Genomic DNA, 16,163 nt, shown 5'->3' on the forward strand with positions numbered 1-16,163 from the left:
CAATTTCTTTCATTTATAATGTAACCTTAATTGTTCTTGTTGACAAATATCTTATACTGTTAGTGTTAATATTTTTTCTCATATGATGCACCTATGAAATCTCCCTTTAATAAACGTTTCCTATCATATATAATGAGTTTATTGAATATTTTAGCAGCGGAAGAAAGGAATAATATGATTAGACTAATTGCATTAATGATACTTGTACTTCCCGGTGTTTTAGCGGTATACGGAATTAAATTAATGAGGGATATGGTATTTGGCATTTTACAAAGCCCTTTCCCATCTTTACCTTTGCAGTTTGTGTGTGGATTATTATTTGTTATATTAGGAATTGGCTTTATTGCCGGATTTATTTTGCATCGTGATCGTAAAAGAAATAAAGTGCAAGACCGTTTTAAGAAAGAATCATAAAAAGCGTCAGCATAATAAAAATGCTGACGCTTTTTTGTTTATTCGTGTGGACGATATGTTCACACGCCTAGCTTTTTCAAGAAGCCTTATGCTCTAACCTTAACTTATCGGCAACCATTGCAATGAATTCTGAGTTTGTTGGCTTGGCCTTTGTCATGCTGACTGTATAACCACTGATATACCAAGGATTTGAACAGTTCGTTTGTTTATTAACTTCATTTATTTATGGGTATGTAAAAACTGTATTAATTGGTTAAATTTCGCTTACACTTTTATTATAATATCAGCCTGTACATACGTCAATCAGAACTGTGTCTTTACTGAAACATTATTCACCCCAGTCTCATCAGCTTGTTATCAATAAACAAATCACATATAAGTTCAACTTGCTGGTCAGATAAGCCCGTGATATTACCCTGTTCATCCCTGGAAGCAAAGAAGGCATTACCAGCTATCACTGATTCAGGAATGTTTTTCTCATTCAGAATTATAAAGTTCCCCCTACTTCCATCAGCCATTCCATCGCCATTTATGTACACGCTAATATCATTACATAATTCAATGACATCTACTGAACCACCCAAAATATTATGAAAGCTTTCAAGTGAATTTTCTAACGTCACAGCTTTTAAATCTTCTCCTACCATTGCCGTAACTACCTCTATTGTTCTAGTCTTTTCAGTAATATTTGTGTTCTTTGTATTCATTTATATTTCCCCTTTAATTTACATTGTTTATAGTTGAATCCATGCTGGTATAACTGTAACAAGCATGATTATAATACATAATGCAGATATTCCATACATGAACATTGCATCAACAAAGCCAATTCTTTCTACTCCGAAAAAATACAAGTTTAACTTTTGATATAATTTTGGTATTATATTCAGTGACAAAGGTTAATATCCTTTCATGAGTCCTTAGGTATTGCGAGTACCTGGGGACTTTTTTATTTTGAATATTAATATTCATTTTGTTTTTTTTTACAACTATACTAGAACTATATATTTGTTAGTTCGTGTACTATCTCTAACAACCTTTACTAAACCAGCTTCCTCCAATGCGTTCAGGTTGCTTATGACTGTTTTCCTTGTCAACGAACTGTAGTAACTTATTTCATTGAAAGAAACCCCTTCTGAAGCTTGCAGTGCTTTCAGAATAACCAGTATTAATTTCTGCGAACTGGTCACCCCTTCACGTTCCAAAACCTTTAGTATTTCATCCATTATTTCACCACCTTAAAATAAGCCAATGAAAAACTGCACCACCCATATAATTCCTGCCACAACCGCAGCCAAAACACCGATAATAAGAAGTGCTAAAAACCCTTCAAACACTAAAGCAAACATGGCAATAAAGAAAATTATAACTAATGCAGTAAAGAATATCTCAAGCAATAGCTTCCCCCTCCCTAATACATGGTGTGAAAGTATAATTCTTCCCTGTCTTATTTCATGTCCATTCGACAGTACCCATTGATGGGCATATGAAAGAATTCTTGTGTTCAGTTTGTTACATTAACTAGTATAATAATTACACTAATAAAAGTCAATATGTTGAATTAAAAAAGTTATTTACGATGCATGTAACCGGCAGAATGTGCATCAGCAACTGCAACCTTTAATAGTATTTCTTCATTGAGATCAACAGTCTTTACCTCGGTAGTTACCTTTTCTTCTATATTTAACAGTTGTGTTCTGACTTCCTTTGCGACCTCAGAATCTCTAAGTAACATACCTACACGTAAAATTGCACGTTTGGGGAATAGTCCAGTTCCACGATAAGCCACAGTGCTTCCATCTTCTAATAGAAGGTAACCGTTTTGTGGTGTGCTATGCAAATTATATTTTGATACCAACTCTCTACCCTTCATAGTGAAATAACCATCTGATTGTATTTCACCTTTGTTATTTGATATAAGCATTGAGATAACCGCACGACTAACCCCGTAAAATTCAGCCACTTGTTTAGTTGTCGCCATTTCTAATTTCGGAAGAAGAAGCAAACCTTTCACACGGTCTAACACTTCCACACGTTCCATGTATTGTTCTCTTACTCCTGGGATAGTTTTCTATGGTATACTTCACTTAATATTAAATGGGAAATGGGGGCTTGATTTAAGTGGATGAAGAAAGATGTGAGGAACTTTTAAGGGAGATCAGCACCAGGTTAGACGTATCGTTTACGGAAGTAAAAAGTGACCTTCAGGATATGAAAGCCGATATGAAAGAGATTAAAGCTGGTGTAAACCGGATAGAAGCGAACTACACTGTAATAATAGATGAATTAAAAGAACAACTAAAACGATGAAAATCGACCTACAACGCAATTAACTTTTACTTTACGTATCAGTATCAAGTAAATGCAATTCATAGACAAAAAAAAAGAAACCCTGTCAGATGGCTGTCAACCGACCTGAACAGGGTTTTTGTGTGTCTTATTATTATTAGCTAAAGCATCGTTAATGGTATCATACGGGATGGCGAAACCTTCAAGCATGACACCTTCTGTCATTTCAGCGAATTTACTTGTCATCACAGGCTTATACTGATAGCCAGCTTCATTAAAATGGTGTTTAACGGTAGATTCTATTTTTAGAATTTCATCACACATATTACCGATGTCGCCAACTTCCTGAAGATACTCGTTCTTTAATTCCTGTATCCGTGCATATTTCACAGTTACTTCCTTAGCTACTTCTGCGAGATATTCATCTTTTAATGCGTCTATCTCTGTGATTATCTTCAGAATATCTTCTTTTTTATAGCTTTCTACAGTCGCAATTTCTTCTGATACAGCATTCAACGCTTCTTCAAACGGTTTTACTTTTTCACGTTCTGAATGCACATCAGCTTCAGGTATCATCTTTAACTTATATTGACGAGTAATTTCAGATAAATCCGAGTAGGCATTCTCATATTCCCATAACGCTTTATTATATTTACCCTGTAGATCAGTCAGGCTTTTATCATAGCCAGTAGTAATCTGTGACAATTCTTCCTGTAGTAACTCCACTCTTTTAATAGTCTTTGGTGTGTTACCAGTCTTGTTATTCTGTACGGGTACATCTTTCTTATCTCGCTTAAACAGTCGTTTCAGCGTTTCTGTAAATTTCCGCAACATATGTATATCCCCTTTCAAATAAAAAAAAATAGGCGGAACTATGTGTAACAGAACCACCTTTGATTATCGTTATTTAATAGCTTCAGCTAACTCCCTATCTACTGTACCTTTTACATATGCATTCTCCACTTCGTCTTTTGTCACAGTGCAACCTGGTCTGTACGGTGCATATGCTTCAAGGAAATTGTCAGGATTTACATAGGATGTATAGCTATATGACTTCATGCCAAGTTCAACTTCTAATTCACTTACCCAAACCCCCTGATATTCAACAGGGAAAATTTCTTTTGCTTCTGCATGTATTGCCTTTAGGTATTCGTATTTCATTGCCAGCATCTTCTTCTTTTTCTCTGCGACAAATATAGCCTTCTCTCTATTATATTCAGCAGATAGTCCTTTTGCTTTACTATAGACCTTCTTCAATTCACCTTTCATTAGACCGTCAATATCCGCAATTTTCTTCTGTGCCACGTGCAAGACAGCTTTCTTATCATCAATTGCTTTACGTTCTGCCTGGTAAGCTTCGAGTGACACTAGATTTAAAACATATGATTTATACAGTCCATGAATATTATCTTCACCTTCTGCAATCTCTTGTGTGAGTGTTTCTACCTCCTGCTGGGCATTCTCTTTTGCTTTAGCATAAGTCTCATGAATTTCCTTAGTCTCATTGTGTAAGTCTTTCAATTGCTGAACTGCTGTTTTTTGTTTTCCCATAGTCTATTTCCCCATCCCGTCTAATTTTTTGTTTAACGCTGCGAGTTGCTGTGTGAGTTCAGCAATCTGTTGTTGTTCAGGCGATAGAACTGGTGCTGGCATATTAGCTAATTCCTCGGCTTCCTGTTGCTTTCTAGCTTCTTCTTCTTGCCTTCTAGCTTCAGCATAATATGATGATATGTCTTTTAAAGGCTGTTTTCGGTGTTCGATACTTTCCATAATAGCCTTCCCATGTTCTGTCATTTCTGCCTGTGCCCAAGTTACTGGTAGATTCTCATTAACTAACATTTAAATATCTCTCCCTTTTCATTTCGCTTTGTATATTAGTGTTAACCTTTCAATCTTTGCAATAATAAGTTACGTTTCTCCGATAAACTTCTAGGAGTATCTGAACCCGAACCTTCATTATTCAGCCCTAACTTAGTCATTTGCAGCCGAATGTCTGCCTCAATAATCGGTTCAAACACATCCTTAAATAGCTTCATTTCCCCCGCAGTCAATGATTCTTTATCTGCGTATGCCATTACCTTTCTGCGGAACTTTCTAACCGCCTGTAATTCGTCTGAAGGTATTAGCACATCAGCCATTTCATTAATATACCTTTCGTACTCCGCATTCTTCAGCCACTTGTAATATGTCTTTCCAGCGATGTTGTTTCTCGCAAACAAAGATTCCATTTTGAAACCTTCCTTTAAGCGTGTGGTGACATAATCTTTCGCAACGGCCATCATTTTTTCATCTACACCAGCAGGCACTGGTACATCGTGAATTGTCCTTTCTTTGGTCATTTCTTTCATCTCCCTTCCTTTATTGGTTCACATGTATTTTTGTTTGGTTTATTACTGCTTTAGGATTAACGTGTTGCCATCTAGACAATTTTCTTTGTGCAGTTTGCTGATATAAGTTAGAATTAAGTACCTTATCCAGTAGCACCACACAACGTTTTACATTCACTGTTTTACTTCGTAAAATCATCTCAACTTCCTCGAGATCAGCCAGTAGTTTATATTTGTTCATCTTACAGTAAGCTTTGTATGTACTAATATGGCTTTCTTCACTAGTGTAATTCACGTAATAGACAAACTGCTGTTTGCGGACTTCAATAATAGTTTCTGCGAGAAGTACAAGTAAGCTTGGAATATTTGCCTGATATCCGTCACTCTGTAACACCTTATGAATGTGATTCAGATTGTTCTTTATCTGTTTCACGGTAATCATTCCTTTCTTTTTCCTGAATCAAAGCAGTTAATTGGTTGACGTGTTCTTCACTGATACCAGCTGAAACAAATATTGCTTTCACTCTCTGTTTTATTTCCTGCGACATTGGTACCGTTCCATTCTCGACTTTTGAGATAAACCCTTGCGTCACTCCCAAATGGTCTGCCAATTCTTTTTGTTTCATATCACAAGCAAGAACCCTTAACAACTTCAATGATTCCGGCTTAATAAATCCCATATCATATTCACCCCTTTTTTAGTAATAAAATATGAATAATAATTAAATAGAAGAAGCCAGTCGAGAATGAACCCGACCAGCCACAGAAACTTTATACTTTTGCTTTTAATAGGCAAGCAGAAAGGAAACAAACCGAACGGTTCACCTTTACCGTTCCTATATAGTAGGTACTTCTTTATTGCACTTTGTACGACAATAATAAGAAAATAATTTGATTTCAGCTACTTCCCTACACTCTGAACACCTCGCAGCAAGTCATAGCCCAGGAAAATAACCGTATCAAAAATAATTTTTTTAAATTTTTATACTGGAATTCATGAAAATAACATTGTGAAATCCAGGTATCCCCCCCCTTCAGAACTTGGTTACGAGTGATTCACAAGGTTATGAATAGGCTTTGAAGTACTAATAAGGAGATTCTGAAATGTACCGGGGAATCTCTAGAAAGTCAGGAAGGCAAAAAATAGTACGTGTAATCTTAACACGCAAACCCCTAGAACCTTATACCCCCATCCCCCGGTGTACCCCCTTCACAGAAATTTCTATGTAAATTATTTTGAATATAAATGTTCAATTAATCTTACAAATATATTTCTAATAAACTTCTGAATCATTCAAGTAAATTAAATAAATTAATTCTGTTTTAGGAACACGAAACTTTATTTTCGATTCTGACAAGGGAACACGAAACAATTCAATGTAACAATCAGGGTTTGTTATTTACATTCTACTGTAAAGGTTCGTGTTCCTTAATGGAATCAGAACAAATATATAACTGAATTAATTGCTGAATATAAGTGTACAAGATGTATCTGTATAAGCTTCATATATGCTTGTAGTTGGCTGATAGATACTTATGGCACTTTCCTATTAGCTACAGATATCTAGCCAGTATACGGCAGTATAATGCCCAAGAGATCGCCCGGTTAAATACAGTCAATAAATGATATGCCCCCGGCTTAAAAATAAGATGTACCCCTTTTTAAAATTACTGACACCACCCCTTCTTTAATCATTTTATGTATTGTATATTCATTTCTAGTTAACATAATAACGGCTATAGGAAGTTGATGAACTGTATAAACATTGATTTAAAGCCTTTTCACAATGTACTGAATTTATGCGTTTATGCAGGATTTTATACAAACGTTGATATACCAATACTTTCAGCATCCTTCATTAGTTCAATAAAGTTTGTGAAACGGTTGTGTAATGAATAAACGGACAACTGATTTTATCGTGTCTGAACTGAACATCCTTCTTGTTCCAGGTGTAAAAAAGGATGTTTATTTTGGACAAAAGAACGGAATTTCAAACTGTAAGAAAACAATTTCTGAACCAACTTGAAAAGAAAGAATGTTTTTAATTGTGGTATAACTTCAGAAGCTTTTCACGTACATCATATAGTACCTTTAGCAATTGGTGGCACTAACAGATTAACTAACCTTTCTTTACTGTGTGAAGCCTGTCACGGGCTTGTACATGATACTAATTTCTTAAAACTTGGATATTTGAAGAAACGTGCTAAAGAATATAAAGACCAATTTCTTCAAGATAATATATCAATGAAGCAAAGAATATTGAAGGCACGTAAACAAGGTTATTCTGATTATCAGATTGAACTGAAGATAAAAGATCAATTCAAGAATGACCCATATACAAAGGGAGTAGCATTTCATGCTTTAAAAGAAGTTATGGAAGAAGAACGAGAAAGCATTATAGCATTAAACCTGTAGGAACTGGCTTAGGCTGGTTCTTTTTTTGTGTCCTGGAAATGACTGTAGCAATAACTGTAATAGGAAAATATTAGGCACTCATTTTCCGGCAGGCATGCATGGCTTGTTTCATGGGTAAAACACCACTGTTCTCCACCAGTTAATACGCATAATTGTACACACTTTAGACACATTCATACCCTGAACATACAGATTCATACAGTTGCCTTACACGTATTCAGCCTGGTATACCTGTTCATCCTGGTGTACCTGTTTAATAATCTTTAACACCACCCCTCACTGTCCATACTGCTTGTTAAAGATTCTTAATACAGTACTGTTTAAAAAACTTTCACTTAACAATAACAAAACTAACAATATCCAAGCTATTAAAACAGGATGAATGTACTGAAGATACAGGAGATCAATGAGAAATAAACAGTATTACCGTTATGCAAAAACATTCTTGTCAGGGGAAAGAACACCCCTTCCAAGCTTTATTAAAGAATCCCTGAAATAACTCATTTAAAATTCCCTGAGAAATTACCCCGGTATATTCCCTTTGTCAGAACCCTTTTCAGAATCTATTAATAAAGGGGAAGCTTGCCTTCCCTGCTGAAGTGAGTTTACGAACGAAAGCATTATAACGGTTATTAGTTCATTTGTCAGAACCTGATAAAGAAGTAAATAGATTAGAGTTACTAATTAGCCTTTCAAGCACCTTCATCCTTACTGTCCCAATGGTTTAAAGCACTTTAAGTTAGGGTAGATTTCGATGCAATTCTTGTAGTTTCAGGGTAGATTTCGATGCAATTTTTGCAGGGGACGAAATTACAGCCTTTTCTTGTTTTATAATTTCGGTCTTACATTAGCCCGGTTACATAACCCTATATATACAGAAAATCACTCATTTGAAGTCTGTAACCATGTAAAAAAATGTTTAAGGGTTAAAGGTGGTGGTTTCTGAATTAATTAACGGGGTGTAGATAAATGACTGTGAAACTAGGAAGCTATGTTGATATTGAAACTGGGGAATTAAAGACAGGTGCTTTAGTTGAAAACCATAAAGATAAAGTAATTATAGATAAAGACGCTTTACAAAGAAAACAAGACTACCTGAACGATAAAAGAAACTACGGATTATACCAAGATGTTGCAGGGGGATTTTCATTTATGCTAGAAGAAACACTGAAAGAACTACACAAAGATACACGTTTCAATGATATGGAAAAGGCACGTTTAATGTTCTTAGGCACATATGTAAGTTATCCATCTTCAGGAAGTTACCTAATGACAAACAACAATAAGTATTTATTAAAGAGTGATCTCCGGGAATTACTGGAAATATCCAATAAAAAAGAATTCTATAAGTTCTATAATAAGCTTGTTGAAACTGGAATCATAGAAGAAGAAGTAATTTGTCGCACTGAAATTAAACTGAAATGGAACAGTAAATACCATTTTAAAGGCAACCCAGCTAAGCAGGGTGTTTCAAGTATGGTTACTGTTAAGGCATATGACAGACAGATTCAGGAACTATACAAAGCTAAAAATGAAAAAGGCAAAAGCATAAACACCCCTAAAAACCTTTATATCCTGTTCATGGTGTTGCCTTTCATCAATTCTGAATCAGGTGTTTTATGCCTGCAACCGTTAACCCCTATTGAAGATGAAGCTGAACCATTGGAATTAACTGCTTTAGCTAAAATGTTTGGATATAGTAGAACCTCAATGTTAAAAAGTAAGCTTATGAACTGTAAACTATTTGGGACTAATGTTTTCTTTATCGGTGAAGGTATGCTTGACAGAAAGAAATATACAAGAATTTATGTTAACCCCTTTGTCGCTTCAAGGAGTGGAAACAAAGCACCTAATCCTTCATTACTTGCTATGTTCCCTAATACTGAAAATGAAATTGCAAAGCGTTTAATTAGTCAACAAAGGATTAACAGTCGTTATGCGAGAATACGCAAAGAAAAAGAGAAAGAATAAGGGTGGTTAAAGAATGGCATTAACAAAGAGATTTCATCAGATAGAAGCGGTAATAGAATCAATGGAATACCTAGATAGTACCTACGATTTAGTAAAGATGTACAGCTATCAGGACAGGCTTTATTACTATTATACAGGTCATTGCTTCAAAGACTTTTCAGTGGGTGATACCGTATCTTTTGAAGCTAAAAAAGACGATATAATTTATTATCCAGTTCGGCAAAGGTATATATGTTATCCAAGAAAAAGAAAGTTAATATGGAAAGGGGTGAAGGATGATGTACAATGTCAAATTAACGGATAAAGAAGTATACAGGATGTTATACATGAACAAAGTACAAGGAATGCTTCCCTACCAATTACAAGAAATATTCCCTGTATCCAAGGCAACTATTAAGAAAATTATAAACGGTAAAAGTAGAAAAGACTGCTTCGCAGCGTTTGTAGATTTCATGGAAAAGCACCCAAGAAAGGTTCGTACTTTATTTGACGATGAAGTCTGATTTCTCTATCTAAACAAGTATATAAAGAGTAAGGAAGCTTACCTCATGACAGGCTTCCCCACTTCCTTTTCGGTTTTAGTTAGTAATACTGAACGGTACGTTCCCCTTCTTCTTTTCCAATTCGTTACGACTGTTGGATAGTTGGAGGGGATTTTTTTTGCTTTATTGGACTACTTTTTCCCTTTCTATTTTCCATTTCAGATATGTATTTGGCAGTATCCATTTCCGAACTCATCCAATAAACACTTAAATCTATAAGTGTTTTTAAATCTTCAATATCTCTATCTTCCCAAACTCTGTGGTAGTGTGTTTCGTCATTTCCTAACCAAGTAGCCCGTTCTGCAACTTGTTTGATGTTAGCTGAAAGATGCTTTTTAATACACGTGCTTAAGGAGGCATTCTTAATAGTATCTTCATCTTCATGCTTAAATTTAATCAAATAGTCTTTAATTAAAAATTCTAAAGATTTTCTATAACCCATCCCAGCAACCCGGTTTAAATTTAGTGTTTCTGCTTCATTAGCTTGATTATATATTTCTACAAATAAAGGCGACAATTTACTGATCTCATCTTTAAATTCAATTGTCTCAGGGTATTTTGGGTAGGATTTCATTAAAATATAGCCATCTAACCCATATATAAGTTCACTTAAAAATAAATGTCCGCAGTCCTTCTTATTACATTTAAAAATAGCTTCAGTAATTAATGGAGTTAGCTTATACGCGTTAATAAATTTAGGTTCTTGAACAGTATTACACCTTGGACAACTTTCAGGAAAATTATTAAGACGTTCTTTATATATGTTTTCATCATTATCAATATCTAATCTTTCATAAGTTATTGTTCGCATTATTCAACCTACCTTTTTTACTCTATTTTATCATAACACCATCTGCGAAAACCCTTCAAACTGGTATATTTTTCTTAATATTAGTTGGTCTGATAATTATAGATACGGTGTTAATGGGTTGTAAATACTAAATAAAACAATAATGCTAAAAAAGGTGGAAAAACAAAATGAAAACATTACTCAACTTAAACAACGACTCACACTTGAAATTGTTACAGGACACTGCATTTAAAGCTATTGATGGTATTAGTGTTCAGGAAATACTTACACTAAAGAAAACCTATACAGATGACCCGTATACGTACTTCAACCAAGTCAAAATGAAATACCTTTTACCCCTCGGGATGCTAGGAATCACTTATCGCATTAACCAGGAAGTAGAACAAGCCGTATTTCAATATATCAGCTATTTAATCCATGAACTGCCATTAGATCAATACCAGGATTCACCTGAAGCCATCCTTAATTTTTCATAACTAAAACACTGGGAATTGCGTCAGTAGTTCTCTTTTTTATGTACCAGGTTATTCGTCTAGCCAGTTATAGAACGGAAGTGTTCGAGTACGTTCTTCAGGTTCTCTTACCCTCGGTTTCTGCTTCTTAACTTCACGCACACGTTTAATATCCCGGTAGATACGAGTGAACATTGCAGGTATGCTTTCTCTTACAGTTCCATCAGCTAATAAGAACTTATTAATTTTGATTACAGCTTGTAATGCCGTTATGTAATGCGTACGTTTACAGTTAGACCCCACACGTAAACCTATGATGGAAGCACTGTCCTTTAATTGCTGGTGATACTGGCCATACTTCAGTTCATTAAAAAGTTTATGCTGTAGGTCATTAACATAATATGTATTAATCTGTTCTAATTCTTTTTGGTGGTCAGTAGTTTCTGCCAGTTCGTTTTCTATGGCATTCTGTATATATATTTTATTTTCTTGTTTATTTATATTCAGGCTAATAAGGTTAAAACTTGGATTTGTACCTTCAACCCCTTGTATACCAACGGTTTCAGCGTTTCCTAGTTCTGCAATATGACCTGCAACCTGTTCTGCAATTGGTTCTGCATTTTGGTCTACAGAAGAAACCGCAGCGGGGACATTTTCACCAGTTTCTATTTCTGATAAATCGTCAATATAGAACACTTCCTGCATTATCTTCTTAAAGTCAGGATGTGATTTCAACACAAACACATACTTATTCTGTCCGTCTGCCAGCCCAGCGACTAGAACCAGTCCACTTTCTTTTAAATGACGCACAGCTGTATAAACTGTCCTCACAGAACAGCCTACTTTATTTGCCAGGGTTTTACTTTCAATTTTACAGATACCATTCCCACTCAATAAATACATGATGCTGTCCAATACCTCAGTACGCTTAGTGTTTCGTGGAAACAGTTTATAAAAACTTTCCCCTGCTTTATTAAGCATATCTTTTAACTGATCTAACAACGAGTTCTTTACTTTTGTTGAAAGACGCTGTCCTTCCATGTATTTCTGTATATCATAATTATATGCAGTGATTATTGCACTAGCTGATTCCATGCCAAGTTTCCCCCAAGTATTATCAGCAGAACCGTACAAACCTTTATTAAAATTGGCATCACTGAAGAAGCCCTTTACTTTTTCTGTTTTTTTCAGTAGAATAAAGGTAAATATACAGTTTGCGGTATATTTTAATGTACGGATTGCAGTATATTTTTTTGATTTTATTGTTAAAGCGTTAGCCACCTACCCCAATAGGTGGCTTTTTTCTTGTAGTTCATTTAAACGTCTATACTATTTAGTGGAGTAAGCCTATCGTTCTGTTCCTTTAAGTCATTCCCCTATATCTTCAGACTGTTCAACGGTGAATGCTTCTGATATTTCTGTCCAATCTCTTTATCAGTAAAATCAAGATAAGCTTTCTGTGTCACTTCCACGCTAGAATGTCCAAGGATTCGAGATAAACTAACCCAATCACCGCCATTAAGCAGATAATACTTTGCAAAGTTATTCCTTAGCTGGTGGGGATGAATAGATACGTCTACTTTTTTACCTGCTTCCCTTAGGGTTTTCTCAAAATTTCTTACTTCCAGTTCAGTTCCACGTGTAGTCGGAAATACAAATTCACTACTTGAAAATCTGTCATGATACTGTAGCCAACGTTTTAAATCAGTGGACATTCTATATGAAAAGTACACGTACCTTTGTTGTCGGTTCTTTGGATTTTCAATTAATATAGCCTTGTTTTTAAAGTCGAGATTTTCAGGTTTGAGTGACAGGCATTCGCTGATACGCATGCCTGTATCCAGTAACAAGCGTGTAATAAGCCAATTTCGATACCCGTGGAAGGTTGTTATGTCAAACTGACGTAACACTTTTACAATATCTTCACTGCTTAACAATGCCTTTTGCTTCCGAACGGGTTTAATGTTTTCGATATTTTCAACTGGATTTACCTTAATTTCTCGTTCAATGTTATACAGGTAGTTAAAAAACACTTTGATATTTCTCAAGTAATTTGCCACTGTAGTATCGCTGACAGGCTTGTTAAAATCAGTTCTACTATCAGGGTGGTTTACCATTGCTGAAGCACTATCAGTCACTACAGTGTATTTACCGCGTTCTCGCAGGTACTTTATGTAATGCCTTATATGGGCTGATTTAATTTTTTCCACTTCATTGATCTCAAATTTTTCCGTCATATAAAGTGCAAACAGCCTTAAAGTTTGTTCGTAACTGCGTAAGGTCTTCTGTGACAGGTTTTTACTGGTGCAATACAGCATAAAATTATCAACTTGCAGTTCTAAATCTGATAACAACAAAAAAAGACACCATCCTTTACTGGTAAATTTACATACCAATAAAAAATGATGTCTTACGGTAAACAAACGAATTATTCTTAGGTCAGAAAAGAAGTTTATCGGCCAATACACACTTGAGATACTTTAGTGAAAAAGTATGTAAAACCCAGTGCTACCAGTCCGCCTAGCTTTTTCAACTTGCTTTGTGTTCCAGCCTTAACTTATCGGCAACCATTGCAATGAATTCTGAGTTTGTTGGCTTGGCCTTTGTCATGCTGACTGTATAGCCAAATAAAGAAGAGATAGAGTCAATATTTCCTCTGCTCCATGCCACTTCAATTGCATGACGAATTGCCCTTTCCACTCTACTAGCTGTTGTATTATACTTTTTGGCAATGTCAGGATACAGAACTTTTGTAATCGAGCCAAGTAACTCAATATCATTATATACCATTGAAATCGCCTCTCTTAAATATAAGTAACCCTTTATATGAGCAGGCACACCAATTTCATGTATGATACTTGTAATACTTGCATCGAGATTTTTGGGTTTTGGCTCTGCTTGTGAACGGTAATTGGTTGTAGAAGGTGATTTACGAATCATCGGACTTGATTTTCCGCTCACTTGGCGGATATGACTAGCCAAATTATCCATGTCAAAAGGTTTCAATATAAAATAAGATGCACCAAGATCAACAGCTTTCTTTGTCACGTCTTCTTGACCAAAAGCAGTTAACATAATAACGCTAGGAAGAGTTTTTAAGTTAAGTTCTCTCATCTTTTCGAGAACTGCAAGTCCATCAAGATGCGGCATAATGATGTCTAATACAAGCACATCTGTTTCGATTTCATCAAGAATATTTAAACAGTCTTGTCCATTATGCGCCACTCCGACTATTTCCATATCTTCTTGAGAAGAAATATACTCTTCAAGTAAAGCTACTAGCTCTCGATTGTCATCAACTACACATACTTTGATTTTTTTCACTAATTTTTTCCTCCTCAACCCATAGTTGAATCTATTTTCTATTTTTTTGTCTCTATTTGCTAAGTGACAATTTCGACAAAGGGGATAAAAATCCTTTACCAAATTTTATTTTTCTTTAAAAAACTAATAAAATCTTAAGTTTTCTTTGTTTTCCTCTATTTTTCGACTATAATCGATATCTTTCTTCTTCTTTGTCGAAAAATCTTTGTTTCTTTGCTTATTTTAACATATATATGTTAGTCATGCTTTTTCAAATTGAATGATTTAAATCCACATTCACCTTATATATCTAAACAAACAAAAAAGCGGGCAAAACCGCTTTTTTGTTTAAGATGCTCGCTCTTCATGGTTTTCGTAAATATTAATGCCCGCTTCATTTAACATCCATTCAATATGCACACCATAACCACTGGTCGGGTCATTCACAAAAACATGTGTTACCGCTCCTATAACCTTGCCCTTTTGAATAATCGGGCTGCCACTCATACCCTGGACAATACCCCCTGTTTTTTCGAGCAATTCATCGTCAGTGACCTTGATGACCATTCCTTTTGTAGCAGGAAATTTTTGCGGGATCGTACTAACAATTTCGATATCAAACAGTTGAACTTTATCATTTTCAACGACTGTTAGAATTTTTGCTGGTCCTTCCTTTACTTGATGTGAAAGAGCAATTGGCATTGGTTTATCCATTAGCCCGTTAGCCAATCCACGATTAAGCCTTCCAAAAATGCCAAATGGGCTATTTCGATCAATGTTGCCTATAACTTCTTTTTCATCTTTAAAGCGTGCTAATTTTTCTCCTGGATTCCCATTACTCCCCTTTTCAATGGAAGTAACAGTCGACCGTAGTATTTGACCATCATCAACGACAATTGGCCTTTTTGTATCCATATCAGAAATAACATGACCAAGAGCACCATATTTTTTTGATTGTGGATGATAAAAAGTCATTGTGCCTATTCCAGCCGCTGAATCACGTATATATAATCCAAGCTTAAAGTTTGGTTCATTTTTATCTTTCAATGGTAATAATTCTGTCTCAAATTTCCCTTCATCACGAGTAACTGATATTTTTAGGGGTTTACCACTATCTCCTGCTGCTTGTACAAATGGAGCAACATCAGACATTTTTTCAATTTTTGTTCCGTTTATTTCTGTAATAATATCACCTATTTTAATACCTGCTAAATCTCCCGGTGACATCTTTCCATTTATTGTATTAATTTGGTGATGTCCGACCACCAATACGCCAACTGTATTCAATTTTACACCTATTGATTGCCCACCCGGTATAACTTTAAAGTCCTTTAAAACTTCCACATCTACTTTTTTTATCGGAAAACCAGCCAAATCAAGAAACATTTCATTCTTGCCTGGTTCATTAGCAGAGAGTGTAATGACTTCTTTATCCTGAACAACCGCCAATTGTCCATCGGGTGCTTGTGTTGTTGCATTTACTGTTTCCGCCATATTATATCGTACTTGTTCACCCTCAAATACGGTAAGGTTTATAGGAATGTGAATATACTCTTGAAACGGTTTAGAAAATCCTATACATATGATTGAAACAAGGAGAATTCCACCAATTATTTTTCTCAATATATCTCTTGTCAT

At 35.3% G+C, this 16,163-nt stretch carries 22 protein-coding genes and 1 pseudogene; 7 read left to right on the forward strand and 16 right to left on the reverse strand.

The genetic code is table 11. The features are described from left to right. Positions 1-174: 174 nt before the first annotated feature. Positions 175-414: a DUF2627 domain-containing protein gene (locus tag U9M49_RS07910; RefSeq protein WP_095373649.1), complete on the forward strand. Its 240-nt coding sequence runs from the start codon at positions 175-177 to the stop codon at positions 412-414. A 76-nt stretch (positions 415-490) separates the two neighbouring features. On the opposite strand, the pseudogene U9M49_RS07915 reads toward U9M49_RS07910, so the two are convergent. From U9M49_RS07915 to U9M49_RS07940, 6 genes and pseudogenes are all read right to left on the reverse strand, one after another. Continuing rightward, positions 491-586: pseudogene (locus U9M49_RS07915) on the reverse strand (hypothetical protein); the annotation flags it as partial. A 160-nt stretch (positions 587-746) separates the two neighbouring features. Next, on the reverse strand, positions 747-1,121 hold the full coding sequence (locus U9M49_RS07920; RefSeq protein WP_322909579.1) for a DUF3846 domain-containing protein: 375 nt from the start codon (positions 1,119-1,121) through the stop codon (positions 747-749). Between the two features lie 27 nt (positions 1,122-1,148). Further along, positions 1,149-1,310 (reverse strand): hypothetical protein, encoded by a 162-nt coding sequence (locus U9M49_RS07925; protein ID WP_157733939.1) that lies wholly within the window; start codon positions 1,308-1,310, stop codon positions 1,149-1,151. Between the two features lie 93 nt (positions 1,311-1,403). Continuing rightward, on the reverse strand, positions 1,404-1,640 hold the full coding sequence (locus tag U9M49_RS07930) for a helix-turn-helix domain-containing protein (RefSeq protein ID WP_191810628.1): 237 nt from the start codon (positions 1,638-1,640) through the stop codon (positions 1,404-1,406). Positions 1,641-1,652: 12 nt separating this feature from the next. Next, positions 1,653-1,811, reverse strand: coding sequence for a hypothetical protein (locus U9M49_RS07935; RefSeq protein WP_191810626.1), 159 nt, complete (start codon positions 1,809-1,811; stop codon positions 1,653-1,655). A 173-nt stretch (positions 1,812-1,984) separates the two neighbouring features. After that, positions 1,985-2,455, reverse strand: coding sequence for a hypothetical protein (locus U9M49_RS07940; protein WP_322909580.1), 471 nt, complete (start codon positions 2,453-2,455; stop codon positions 1,985-1,987). Positions 2,456-2,535: 80 nt separating this feature from the next. Here U9M49_RS07940 and U9M49_RS07945 point away from each other — a divergent pair, with 80 nt between their 5' ends. Next, positions 2,536-2,724 carry a hypothetical protein gene (locus U9M49_RS07945; RefSeq protein WP_322909581.1) on the forward strand — a complete coding sequence of 63 codons (189 nt, stop codon included), beginning with the start codon at positions 2,536-2,538 and terminating at the stop codon, positions 2,722-2,724. A gap of 96 nt (positions 2,725-2,820) precedes the next feature. On the opposite strand, the gene U9M49_RS07950 is transcribed toward U9M49_RS07945, so the two are convergent. From U9M49_RS07950 to U9M49_RS07970, 5 genes are all read right to left on the reverse strand, one after another. Then, the gene (locus U9M49_RS07950; protein WP_322909582.1) at positions 2,821-3,537 is read right to left on the reverse strand and encodes a hypothetical protein; all 717 of its coding nucleotides are present in this window, start codon (positions 3,535-3,537) and stop codon (positions 2,821-2,823) included. Between the two features lie 69 nt (positions 3,538-3,606). Then, complete coding sequence (locus tag U9M49_RS07955) at positions 3,607-4,254, reverse strand: hypothetical protein (protein ID WP_322909583.1); 648 nt, start codon at positions 4,252-4,254, stop codon at positions 3,607-3,609. A 3-nt stretch (positions 4,255-4,257) separates the two neighbouring features. Then, a complete protein-coding gene (locus U9M49_RS07960) occupies positions 4,258-4,542 on the reverse strand; it encodes a hypothetical protein (RefSeq protein WP_322909584.1) in 285 nt (94 codons plus the stop codon). Positions 4,543-4,583: 41 nt separating this feature from the next. Next, positions 4,584-5,042 (reverse strand): hypothetical protein, encoded by a 459-nt coding sequence (locus U9M49_RS07965; protein WP_322909585.1) that lies wholly within the window; start codon positions 5,040-5,042, stop codon positions 4,584-4,586. 383 nt (positions 5,043-5,425) lie between these two features. Continuing rightward, complete coding sequence (locus U9M49_RS07970; RefSeq protein ID WP_322909586.1) at positions 5,426-5,710, reverse strand: helix-turn-helix transcriptional regulator; 285 nt, start codon at positions 5,708-5,710, stop codon at positions 5,426-5,428. Positions 5,711-7,053: 1,343 nt separating this feature from the next. On the opposite strand from U9M49_RS07970, the gene U9M49_RS07975 reads away from it, so the two are divergent. From U9M49_RS07975 to U9M49_RS07990, 4 genes are all read left to right on the forward strand, one after another. Next, positions 7,054-7,446 carry an HNH endonuclease signature motif containing protein gene (locus U9M49_RS07975; RefSeq protein ID WP_322909587.1) on the forward strand — a complete coding sequence of 131 codons (393 nt, stop codon included), beginning with the start codon at positions 7,054-7,056 and terminating at the stop codon, positions 7,444-7,446. A gap of 969 nt (positions 7,447-8,415) precedes the next feature. Further along, the gene (locus U9M49_RS07980; protein WP_322909588.1) at positions 8,416-9,417 is read left to right on the forward strand and encodes a hypothetical protein; all 1,002 of its coding nucleotides are present in this window, start codon (positions 8,416-8,418) and stop codon (positions 9,415-9,417) included. A gap of 13 nt (positions 9,418-9,430) precedes the next feature. Further along, on the forward strand, positions 9,431-9,721 hold the full coding sequence (locus U9M49_RS07985; protein WP_322909589.1) for a hypothetical protein: 291 nt from the start codon (positions 9,431-9,433) through the stop codon (positions 9,719-9,721). Between the two features lie 22 nt (positions 9,722-9,743). After that, positions 9,744-9,920, forward strand: coding sequence for a hypothetical protein (locus tag U9M49_RS07990; RefSeq protein WP_322909590.1), 177 nt, complete (start codon positions 9,744-9,746; stop codon positions 9,918-9,920). Between the two features lie 124 nt (positions 9,921-10,044). Here U9M49_RS07990 and U9M49_RS07995 read toward each other — a convergent pair whose 3' ends face one another. Beyond that, positions 10,045-10,770 (reverse strand): DUF4145 domain-containing protein, encoded by a 726-nt coding sequence (locus tag U9M49_RS07995; RefSeq protein ID WP_095372626.1) that lies wholly within the window; start codon positions 10,768-10,770, stop codon positions 10,045-10,047. Positions 10,771-10,937: 167 nt separating this feature from the next. Between U9M49_RS07995 and U9M49_RS08000 the strand changes: the two genes are divergently transcribed. Next, positions 10,938-11,246 carry a hypothetical protein gene (locus U9M49_RS08000; RefSeq protein ID WP_322909591.1) on the forward strand — a complete coding sequence of 103 codons (309 nt, stop codon included), beginning with the start codon at positions 10,938-10,940 and terminating at the stop codon, positions 11,244-11,246. Positions 11,247-11,294: 48 nt separating this feature from the next. Here the strand turns inward: U9M49_RS08000 and U9M49_RS08005 are convergent, their stop codons facing one another. The 4 genes from U9M49_RS08005 to spoIVB all read right to left on the reverse strand — a co-directional run bounded on the left by U9M49_RS08005 (position 11,295) and on the right by spoIVB (position 16,163). Next, on the reverse strand, positions 11,295-12,503 hold the full coding sequence (locus tag U9M49_RS08005) for a cytosolic protein (protein ID WP_322909592.1): 1,209 nt from the start codon (positions 12,501-12,503) through the stop codon (positions 11,295-11,297). A gap of 95 nt (positions 12,504-12,598) precedes the next feature. After that, the gene (locus U9M49_RS08010) at positions 12,599-13,540 is read right to left on the reverse strand and encodes a tyrosine-type recombinase/integrase (RefSeq protein WP_191811352.1); all 942 of its coding nucleotides are present in this window, start codon (positions 13,538-13,540) and stop codon (positions 12,599-12,601) included. Between the two features lie 211 nt (positions 13,541-13,751). Then, complete coding sequence (gene spo0A / locus U9M49_RS08015; RefSeq protein WP_095372622.1) at positions 13,752-14,546, reverse strand: sporulation transcription factor Spo0A; 795 nt, start codon at positions 14,544-14,546, stop codon at positions 13,752-13,754. Positions 14,547-14,873: 327 nt separating this feature from the next. Then, on the reverse strand, positions 14,874-16,163 hold the full coding sequence (gene spoIVB, locus U9M49_RS08020) for a SpoIVB peptidase (protein ID WP_095372621.1): 1,290 nt from the start codon (positions 16,161-16,163) through the stop codon (positions 14,874-14,876).

This window comes from Cytobacillus sp. OWB-43, from assembly GCF_034651445.1.
In the GTDB taxonomy this organism is placed as follows: Bacteria; Bacillota; Bacilli; order Bacillales; family Cytobacillaceae; genus Cytobacillus; species Cytobacillus kochii.